The 10,301-nt window shown below is 40.3% G+C and carries 8 protein-coding genes; all 8 read right to left on the bottom strand.

The annotated features are described in order from the left end of the window. The coding region (locus VB797_RS11505) for a hypothetical protein (protein WP_416350858.1) at nt 1–336 on the bottom strand (336 nt) is incomplete at its 3' end. A gap of 603 nt (nt 337–939) precedes the next feature. Next, nucleotides 940–2,019, bottom strand: a complete 1,080-nt coding sequence (gene trpD, locus VB797_RS11500) for an anthranilate phosphoribosyltransferase (protein ID WP_323237815.1) — start codon at nt 2,017–2,019, stop codon at nt 940–942. Nucleotides 2,020–2,432: 413 nt separating this feature from the next. Next, complete coding sequence (trpB, locus tag VB797_RS11495) at nt 2,433–3,671, bottom strand: tryptophan synthase subunit beta (RefSeq protein ID WP_323237814.1); 1,239 nt, start codon at nt 3,669–3,671, stop codon at nt 2,433–2,435. 151 nt (nt 3,672–3,822) lie between these two features. Beyond that, nucleotides 3,823–4,638, bottom strand: a complete 816-nt coding sequence (gene trpA / locus VB797_RS11490) for a tryptophan synthase subunit alpha (protein ID WP_323237813.1) — start codon at nt 4,636–4,638, stop codon at nt 3,823–3,825. Nucleotides 4,639–4,694: 56 nt separating this feature from the next. Beyond that, the gene (locus VB797_RS11485; RefSeq protein ID WP_323237812.1) at nt 4,695–5,642 is read right to left on the bottom strand and encodes a zinc-binding dehydrogenase; all 948 of its coding nucleotides are present in this window, start codon (nt 5,640–5,642) and stop codon (nt 4,695–4,697) included. 136 nt (nt 5,643–5,778) lie between these two features. Continuing rightward, nucleotides 5,779–6,624: an indole-3-glycerol phosphate synthase TrpC gene (gene trpC, locus VB797_RS11480; RefSeq protein ID WP_323237811.1), complete on the bottom strand. Its 846-nt coding sequence runs from the start codon at nt 6,622–6,624 to the stop codon at nt 5,779–5,781. 58 nt (nt 6,625–6,682) lie between these two features. After that, entirely contained in the window at nt 6,683–7,339 is a 657-nt protein-coding gene (locus VB797_RS11475; protein WP_323237810.1) for a hypothetical protein, read from the bottom strand. Nucleotides 7,340–7,500: 161 nt separating this feature from the next. Continuing rightward, entirely contained in the window at nt 7,501–9,705 is a 2,205-nt protein-coding gene (locus tag VB797_RS11470) for an anthranilate synthase (protein WP_323237809.1), read from the bottom strand. Nucleotides 9,706–10,301: the final 596 nt, after the last annotated feature.

Here is a 10,301-nt window from a genome sequence, read left to right as displayed (position 1 = left end):
ACCTTCACCAGAGGGCATTCCGCCGCCAAAACCGCCGCCAGAAGCTTCAGCAGGGTTTACGCCTCCATTGAAAATAGTCCAGAAGTTGTCGCCTGCGAAAGGATTTCCACCGTAAGGCAAATCACTTGTATCCATACCGGATGGAGGGCCACCTTCACCACCACCCATTGAACCACCCAGGTTCCCGAATATATCTTTTGCTTCTATGTTTTCTCCATCTGCGCCTTTTATTTCAAGTAGGACACCGAAAGGACTCTGACGAAGAAGTTCTTCCATGTCACCGCTGCCTTCACTACCTGAATTTCCTACAGGTTGATTGTTCATATCTTCTGCCATGTGAATGATTCTCCTAGGATTTTTTAACTGAGTTAAGAAACAAAATATTGAATGTTTCTCAATCTCTTATAAAGTCAATTCTTTGACAACTTACTAACAAAAATGCTTGAATCTGTTCGGGTTAATTACATTGATGAATATTTAAACTATTGCTTAAGAATGAAGATGCTAAGCAATAAAAAACAACAGTATAAATATTCTCCAACTTTTACTTGTAAACCTGTTCCCCAAACGTCTACACTTTAGAATAATTTATTTATATTTTAAATACTATGAATAATATTTTGATGAATCATTCGTTTCTTTAGATATCTTTTTTTATACACATACTTCGCAAAAATAATCTGAGTGTAGCTTGTGCTTTAAAAGACATAAAAACGAGTATTCTACAAAATAAAATTACCACGTCCCCTTTAAAAAGCAGACTTGTAGTAGCCCTAACACATAGTAAAATGACTGTAAAATACACTAGTAAAAAAACTATTAAATTTTAACTAAATAAAAAATCAAAAGATGATTAAAAAAAATCATTAATTTGAGAATGAATATTTTGTTTACTAGGACATCGAATCAAAACAATATTATCCAATGTCCAACTCCTATTTATTTCAAAAATTCCGCAAGCTGTTCTAATTTTTTCCAAGCTTCGCCACTTTTCAAAACGTCTTTAGCGATCGCGACACCTTTGGTACAACGTTCTAAAATATCTTTACCTTCAACAGCTTCACCAACTTCTAAAGCTAAAGCTGTGTTTAAAGCGACTACATCTAATTGCGCTTGGGTACCTTTTCCTTGTAAAACAGCTTGCAAAATATCGGCGTTTTCTTGAACTTCTCCACCTTTTAAAGCCCCAATTGGTGCGGGAGTTAAACCTAATTTTTCAGCCGTCAATTCTAATAAACTTACTTCCCCATTCTCAACGATCGCCAGATCGTTAACATCACCCAAACCCCCTTCATCTAACCTTTCTCGTCCGTGAATTACGATTCCTCGACGAATTCCCAGTTGAGATAAAGCTTGAGCGATCGTTTGCACTAAAAACGGGTCGGATACACCGATAACTTGTCCTGTAGGATGCATCGGATTTACTAGCGGTCCGAGCAGGTTAAAAATAGTCCGAATTTTTAAAGTTTTCCGCAAAGGAGCTACAGGCTTTAAAGCTGGATGCCAACCGGGTGCAAACAGAAATGTCACGCCGATTTCATCGACTGCCGATCGCACTTTTTTGGGGTCGGCTTGAAGATTTATACCCAAAGATTCCAGTACGTCAGCAGAACCAGTTTTACTAGAAGCCGAACGATTACCGTGTTTGGCAACCTTTACCCCCGCAGCAGCAGCAACAAAAGCGACGGCTGTAGAAATATTGAAGGTGGAAGCACCATCTCCCCCAGTTCCGCAAGTATCTATTAAGGGAAACTGAGATTCTTGATTTTCGATTCCCCCTAAAGACTGAGATTGCAAAACTTGAGCCATACCCACCAATTCTTCTGGGGAGACTCCTTTAGCTTGAATTGCCGTTAAAATCGCGCCGGAAAGTACGGGAGGAATCGCATCTGCAAGCCATCCTTCAATTAATTCGGTAGCTTGATTGACGCTGAGGGATTCTTTATTAAGTAGCTGTTGCAATAAAGTAGACCACCGAGTGTCCACAGTTGAGGAATTGTTAACTAAAGTTTGGGTCATTCGATTTTAGATTTTAGATTTTGGATTGCTTTCTTATAAATAAGAGGTTTGAAAAGTATTTATAAATTTTATTTTATTGCGTTATTACTGGTTCCCAGTCTCTGGCTGGGAACCCCTGTATGGAAGGCTCTGCCTTCCACTGAATCTGGAGGCGGAGCCTCCCGGAAATGCATTACAAGGTAGAACCTTGTAACGAGAATGAAGAGTCATTTAGTGACAACTCTCACCGCTAACTGCAAGCAGTAAATTTTATTTTATTGCGTTATTACTGGTTCCCAGTCTCTGGCTGGGAACCCCTGTATGGAAGGCTCTGCCTTCCACTGAATCTGGAGGCGGAGCCTCACGGAAATGCATTACAAGGTAGAACCTTGTAACGAGAATGAAGAGTCATTTAATGGCTCTTCAATCCTTGACTAAAGATTAATTACTTTAACTACGGTTTGCACGTCTTTGTCACCTCTACCGGAACAGTTGATTACAATCCGAGGATTGCCATCTAGCTGAGGACAAAGTGTTTCTAGATAAGCAAAGGCGTGAGCGGTTTCTAATGCGGGAATAATTCCTTCTAATTCCGACACTTTTCTAAATGCTGCTAAGGCTTCCTCATCGGTGACGCTGTAATATTCAGCGCGATTCATATCTTTGAGAAAACTATGTTCGGGACCAACTCCGGGATAGTCCAAACCGGCGCTGATTGAGTGCGCTTCGATAATTTGTCCGTCATTATCTTGCAGCAAATAACTCATCGCACCGTGCAGTACTCCGACTCTTCCTTTTGTCAAAGTTGCGGCGTGTTTTTCGGTATTTACACCTTCACCTGCGGCTTCAACTCCAATCAAGCGCACGGATTCTTCGTTAACAAATTCGTGAAATAATCCCATTGCATTGGAACCACCACCGACACAAGCTAACAAAATATCGGGTAATCCTCCCCATTTTTCGTCACATTGATTGCGAGTTTCCGTACCGATTATGGCGTGATAATCGCGTACCAACATTGGGTAAGGATGGGGTCCTGCAACCGAACCTAAAATGTAATGTGTGGTTTCGACATTTGTTACCCAATCGCGAATTGCTTCGGAGGTTGCATCCTTGAGGGTTCCGGTTCCTGCTTCTACCGGACTAACTTCTGCTCCCATCAACCGCATCCGAAATACGTTGAGCGCTTGTCTTTCCATGTCTTGAACGCCCATGAAAATCACGCACTTCAAGCCAAACCGAGCGCAAGCAGTAGCAGTGGCAACTCCGTGCTGTCCGGCTCCGGTTTCGGCAATAATCCGCTGTTTACCCATGCGTTTCGCTAACAATACTTGAGCTAAAGCATTATTAATTTTATGAGCGCCAGTATGATTTAAGTCTTCGCGCTTTAAGTAAATTTGCGCTCCCGTACCGTCGGGCTTAGCGTAATGTTGCGTCAAACGTTCTGCGAAATATAAGGGGCTTGGTCTTCCCACATAATCCCGTAGTAAACCATCTAATTCAGCTTTGAAATCGGGGTCATGACGATACTTTTCGTAAGCAGTTTCCAATTCACTTAATGCGGGCATTAAAGTTTCAGGAACGTACTTTCCGCCGAACTTTCCGAATCTTCCCAAGCTATCGGGACGAGCTACTGATGAAGTTTTGGTACTGATGTCTGGAGTGCTGACCATTTTGATTTGTATTCCTTTAGGTAATTTGAAAATTGGTAGTTGGTAATTGGTAGTTGGGCATGGGATGATGAGGGGGACAAGGAGACAAGGGGAAGATAATTCTTAACTTTTAACTCCTAACTCCTAACTATTACCCATTACCCATCACCTATTAGCTCTTAACTAACTGCTCGCTAGATATTGCGGCTTTGAGTTCTTTGCAAAGTTCTTCGACTGCTTGCAATCCTTCTTCGGGGGTACCGTTTGCTAATCTTTTGACAAATGCGCTACCAACGATTACCGCATCCGCACCCCAATCTTTAGCTTGAGTTGCTTGTTCCGTACCGGATATACCGAAACCAAGTCCGATGGCTTTATCGGTCATTCCGCGCATTTCTTGTAATAAATCTTTGACTCTACCTTCCAAACTAGTACGTATTCCGGTAACACCAGTTACACTCACAAGGTAGATAAAACCCTGAGAATATTTAGCGATCGCATTTATCCGATCTTTAGAACTTGTAGGTGCTACGAGCAAAGTTAGCTCTATGTCAAATTCTTGAGCAGACTGAATCAAATTCTCGGCTTCTTCTAAGGGTAAATCGGGAACTACTAACCCTTTCACCCCAACTTCAGCAACTTTCGCTAAAAACTCTTTAATCCCTAAATTTAAAATCGGATTGTAATAAGTAAATAGAATAATCGGTGCTTGCAATTGAGGGGTTAATGTCTTCAACATTTGCAAAACATGGTCTAATTTTGTACCATTTTGCAAAGCACGAGTCGCAGCAGCTTGAATTACCGGGCCATCAGCTAAAGGGTCAGAATAAGGAACGCCCAATTCTATAAAGCTAGCACCGTTTTTATCTAGAATTTTCAGTGCTTTGGCAGTAGTTTCTAAATCCGGATCTCCCGCTGTAATAAACGGAATTAAAGCGCAGGTATTGGATTTTTTGAGTTCTTCAAAGCGTTGAGATATTGCAGCCATGTTATTAGTTATTAGTTATTAGTTGGTTGTAATTGGACATTGATAATTGGTGAATATTAAATTGCAACTTTTATGGCAATTTTTCCCCGTACATCTTTACCACCTTCTTCAATTTTTCGGTGTGCTTGAGCAATTTCATTTAGCGGAAAAGTCATTCCCACAACAGGCTTAATTTGTCCGCGTTCAATTAAATTTTTTAAAGCTTCTAACTTCATCCGGGGATTTTCTAGGTGTACAAAATGAACTGTAATATTTTTGAAAATCGCTGCATTTAAGTCTCCTCCTATAGCCGTTATCGTCACTGCACGACCATCAGCTTTAATTATTGGCAAACTTTTAGCTAAAATATCACCACCGACGGTAGTTAAAACAACGTCAACTCCTTGTCCTCCCGTTTCCTTGATGATGATATCGATAAAGTTGTCCTTGCGGTAGTCAATGACTTTGCTTACACCAAGCGATTGAACCATCTCAAAGTCATAATTGCCGCAGGTTGTATAAACGTAAGCACCAGCAGCTTTAGCAATTTGAATTGCAAAGGAACCTACACCACCTCCACCACCGTGAATCAAAACGCTTTCACCAACTTTAATATCTGCTCTATCAATTAAAGCAGCCCAAGCAGTACCACCTGCAACGGGAACGCTAGCAGCTTCTATATGAGATAAATTTATCGGTTTGCGAGCAACTATAGATTGATTTGCTACATGATATTCAGCATTTGCACCATCTCCATCCATTAAGGCGATCGCATAGTAAACCTCATCTCCAACCTTGAAATCCTCGACATCTTCACCAACTGCTTCAACTACACCAGAAACGTCATAACCGAGAATTACGGGTAGTTTCATCCTCGAACCAAACATTCCACTACGCACCCCAACATCAGCAGGATTAATCGATGTCGCGTAAACCTTAACCAAAACCTGATTTTTTCCAGGTGCCGGTTTATCCACATCTATCTCGGTGAAGACCTCTGGACTCCCAAATTGTGCGATCGCCATTGCTTTCATAATTCACCAAAGGATTTTGGATTTTGAATTAAATCTTCAAACAAGAGTAAGAAATTAGGAGTAATTAAAGGCTAAAAGTCAATACTTATCCGCTTTAATTTCCTAACTCCTAATTCTTAACTCCTCATTAGTTGAGCAACTTCCGTACCGCATCTTCCACGTCGGGTTGCTTCACTAAAGATTCTCCTACCAAAACGGCACGAGCGCCAACCTGATTCGCGAAGGCTAAATCTTCGGGTGTGTATATACCTGATTCGCTGACAACAGTAATACCAAAGCTTTGTAATTGCGATTTTCGTTGAGCAATCAATTCTTCAGTATTTGCTAAATCGACAGTAAAATTCTTGAGATTCCGGTTGTTAATCCCGACTAACTTTATGTCAGAAAGTCTTATGACTCTATCTAATTCTGCTAAGGTATGGACTTCCACCAAACCTGTCATTTTCAAACTGTGAATTACTCGCAAGAAGTCTTTCAATTGTACGTCAGATAAAATACCTGCAATCAACAGTACCGCATCAGCACCCGCAGTTCTAGCTAAATATATTTGATATAAGTCGATGATAAATTCTTTACATAATAAAGGTAATTCTACGCTTTTTCTCACATTACGTAAGTTATCAAAACTACCTTGAAAAAACTTAGCATCGGTAAGCACTGAAAGGCAAGCAGCACCGCCTCTTTCATACGCTTGAGCTATACTTATCGGGTCAAAATCTTCCCGAATAATTCCTTTGCTTGGCGATGCTTTTTTTACTTCTGCAATCAAACTAGGATGATGGGAATTATCTTGTAAAGCCTGTAAAAAATCTCGGACTTTCGGTGCATCTTTTAGTTGTTCTTGTACCTTAGCTAAAGGAGACTGCAAGCGCATTTGAGCAACTTCTTGCCTTTTGTGCAAGACTATTTCATCAAGTATGTGACGGGGTTTAGTTAACATATTAATTTTATTGATAATTGAGACATTATTCATAATATTACTTTCTTATAACAGGTAACGGGAGCTTGACTTCATTATTGCTTGCTATAAATTACTTAGTGACGAAATAGTGACGTTTATGCAATGAAAAAACAGCACCAATTATTCCCATACCAATTAAAGTCGCACTATTTCCCGCTTCTGGCACTTTTTGAGGTACTGTAAAGGAACCAGTTAATACGGCTGTACCTGTGGTGCTAGGTTCCGTTGTTGCATTCGGATTGAAGATCGTGTTTTCCGAAAGCGTTAAACTCCCTGTCGCACCTTCAAAATTGCCTTCTCCACCCGCAATAGTGGTAGTACCAGAAATTGATGTTGTAAAATCTTCAAAGTTTTGTGTAACATTACCAGTAGTGGTTGCAAATAATTTATCGTTACCGCGACCAAAAAATGTATCGGAGAGAATTGGTAATCCTTCAATACCCAACTCTGTCGCATCTGCAACTATTGTTTGCATTCCCGCATCATCATTTCTTTCGATGTAATTCATTTTGATAAAGTTAGTCAAATCATAGGGTGCATCAGTACTTTCACCTATTACAGTTGACTTAAACACGTTACCTTGAATCGGTTCAAAAACGCTTTCTGTTTTGTAAGTAGCCTCAAAAGGAAAAGTTGTTTGAGCATTCACCTTTATTGTACTAAACCCTAAACCCAGCAACGTTACTGTTCCAGATATAAGTGATAAAGCGAGCGAGCCAAGTTTCATACATTTTTCTCCCTTAATAATTATTGATTCTCAAAAACTTCAAACTCTACTTACTTCTTCCCTCCGCGTCCTCCGCGTCTAGTAAGGTTTTTTAATCTTTAATCTTTTTTATTCAAGAATACGGGCATTTACACCCGCATTCTCGCTATTTTTCACAAATCCTAACTAACGGAAACAACTTCCGATTCCCCTGACCTCGTATACTTGTAAACCACATTTTTAATCATTGCTAACCCAACCTCACCCGCTAAAGTCATAATCGATTCGGGGTGAAACTGTACCGCTGCGATCGGCAATGTTCTATGTTCGATCGCCATGATTACATCGTCCTCTGACATCGCTGTCACTTTCAACTCTTGAGGAAACTTTTCTGGTAATGCAAACAAGGAATGATATCTACCGACTATAAAAGATGCGGGTAAATCCTTGAACATCACTGCACTCGAATCGGTAACATTAATCCGCGAAGGTTTACCGTGTTGGGGATAATCTAAAACTCCCAATTCTCCACCAAAAGCTTCCACAATACCTTGCAATCCCAAACACACCCCGAAAATCGGAATATTACGACTCACGCAAGCGGCTACAGTTTGAGGTACTTTAAAATCATTTGGTCTACCAGGACCTGGAGACAATACAACTAAATCCGGTTTTTCAGTATCAAAAAGCGATTCATCAAAACCGTGTCGCAGTGTTTTTACAGAAGCCCCAGTTTGACGAATGTAGTTAGCTAAGGTGTGAACAAAAGAGTCTTCGCAGTCAATTAATAAGATGCGTTTACCCGGTTCGGCATTGGGAATACCAGTACTCAACGAAGTTAAGCTAGATTCCGAGGCTTTGGATTTCTCCTTAGCACGGCGAATAGTTTCAAAAGCTGCTGCGGCTTTAGTTAAAGTTTCTTGCTCTTCGGCTGCGGGAATCGAATCATACAACACCGTTGCCCCAACTCGTACTTCTGCAACTGAATCTTTGAGTCGAATAGTCCGCAAAATCAATCCGGTATTCAAATTACCGTTAAAGTTCAACCAGCCTACCGCTCCACCATACCAACGTCTAGCGCTGCGTTCGTGCTGTTCGAGAAACTCGATGGCTGACTTCTTCGGTGCGCCCGTAACCGTCACAGCCCAGGTATGAGTCAAAAACGCATCTAAAGCATCAAAATCAGGTCTTAACAACCCTTCTACATGGTCTACGGTATGAATTAAATGACTGTACATTTCAATTTGACGGCGACCAATTACCCGTACCGAACCTGGTTCGCAAATCCGCGATTTATCGTTGCGGTCTACGTCGGTACACATGGTTAATTCGGATTCGTCTTTGAATGAATTTAGCAGCTGACGAATTTGCGTAGCATCATCTAAAGCGTCTCTTCCTCGTGCGATCGTGCCGCTAATCGGACAAGTTTCTACCCGTCTACCGTCAACTCGGACAAAGATTTCCGGAGAAGAACCAATAATGTATTCCCCACCCAAGTTAAATATAAAGCCGTAAGGGCTAGGATTAATTTCCTGTAAAGTTGTAAATAATTCCGAAGGTGCAGTCTCACTGGTTATAGAGAAATTTTGTGAAGGTACAACTTCAAATAAATCCCCTCGACGGAAATAATCAAGCGCACCTTCTACCTGCTTTGCATATTCGCCGGTTTCATGATCCGATTTTTGTTCGGGGGTCAGCCGTTTACCTCTATAATCTACAGATTCACCCGTGCGAGGAAGATTATCGGTGCTACCTTGTGCTGTTTCAAATTCGTAGCTCAAACGGTAAGCGCGTTGTAAATAATAGTCAACAACTACCAATTCATCCGGTAGATATAAAACTAAATCCCTTTGATCGTCCGCACGCTGCAAACGTTGAGAAATCGGTTCAAACTGAAACACCAAGTCGTAACCGAACGCACCGTAAAGCCCTAAATGCTCGTCCTGATCGCTGTAAAAAACTTGTAAAATATCGCGAATAACCGTAAAAGCCGAAGGTTGTTTACTGCGTTCTTCTTCTGTAAAAAATTGTTCTGTGGGTTTAACACCACCAGTAATCTTTTGTGTATTATCAACCTTTACTTCCGACAATTGCGGATGCTCGGATAACCGCTGTAACAGCATCGGTAAAAGAATTTCACCTCGTTCGTTCAGCGCTGTAATAGTAAAACCTTTATCTCGGGTTGCCACTTCCAGAGGTGGATTTACAAATCCGATCGCCCATCTTTTATATCGTCCCGGATATTCGTAACTACTTTTGAGCAAACCTCCACGCTTTGAATCGAGGTGAAACAAAATATCTTCTAAAGCTGCGTTAATCTCAACTTCCGTTACCGTGCGAGATATATTAACACCACCAAGAGTTGTATATGTTTGCTTTTCAATCATGGGCTATTCCTCTGGAATAATTACGGAGTGTGCAGTTAAAATTAAAAATCAACAGTTAAGTAAAGGTTACACTTACTAATTTACGCATCTATATTGCGTAAAAAATCAAGTCATTAATTACTTTATAATTTGGACTGTGGATTTTTAACTTGAGACTAAATTTTAATTACAAATTAAGTTACAAGACTTTGACCACAGTAAATTTGCCAAAACGCACTCAGGCTAAGATACTGCCTAAAACAACGCCACTTATTAATAAAATTTTGAAAAAATTAAAAGCAAGAAATAAGGCATAAACTTATCTTTCTATCGTTTCACCCTTTTCGGGTAGATAGATATTTAGAAACCTTTAATATCTCTTTACACTTTAAGCCTACTAGATATTGTCTGAGGCATACATGAACTTTTTTTCGATAGGTGTGTCCAATTTTTCGCTGTTACAAAAGTTTACTTAATAAATTTTGGCGGAGAAGATATCAGTATTTTCGCTACTATCTAAAGTATGAAAAAGGCTCTATGTCTTTAGTTAGATGATAGAAAGATAGAATATCAATTGGTGCGTGACGGTAAATTTAAATTCCTTCGTTACTTTTGGT

This window comes from Rivularia sp. UHCC 0363, assembly GCF_034931125.1.
GTDB lineage: Bacteria > Cyanobacteriota > Cyanobacteriia > Cyanobacteriales > Nostocaceae > Rivularia.
The sequence above is the reverse complement of the archived record's forward strand: the minus strand, read 5'-3'. Positions and strand labels throughout refer to the sequence as shown.

Excerpts from the sequence above, each read along its gene's own strand:
- VB797_RS11485 (WP_323237812.1), bottom strand. The coding sequence starts at position 5,642 with ATGGCGATCGCACAATTTGGGAGTCCAGAGGTCTTCACCGAGATAGAT.
- trpB (WP_323237814.1), bottom strand. The coding sequence starts at position 3,671 with ATGGTCAGCACTCCAGACATCAGTACCAAAACTTCATCAGTAGCTCGT.
- trpC (WP_323237811.1), bottom strand. The coding sequence starts at position 6,624 with ATGAATAATGTCTCAATTATCAATAAAATTAATATGTTAACTAAACCC.
- trpA (WP_323237813.1), bottom strand. The coding sequence starts at position 4,638 with ATGGCTGCAATATCTCAACGCTTTGAAGAACTCAAAAAATCCAATACC.
- VB797_RS11475 (WP_323237810.1), bottom strand. The coding sequence starts at position 7,339 with ATGAAACTTGGCTCGCTCGCTTTATCACTTATATCTGGAACAGTAACG.
- trpD (WP_323237815.1), bottom strand. The coding sequence starts at position 2,019 with ATGACCCAAACTTTAGTTAACAATTCCTCAACTGTGGACACTCGGTGG.
- VB797_RS11470 (WP_323237809.1), bottom strand. The coding sequence starts at position 9,705 with ATGATTGAAAAGCAAACATATACAACTCTTGGTGGTGTTAATATATCT.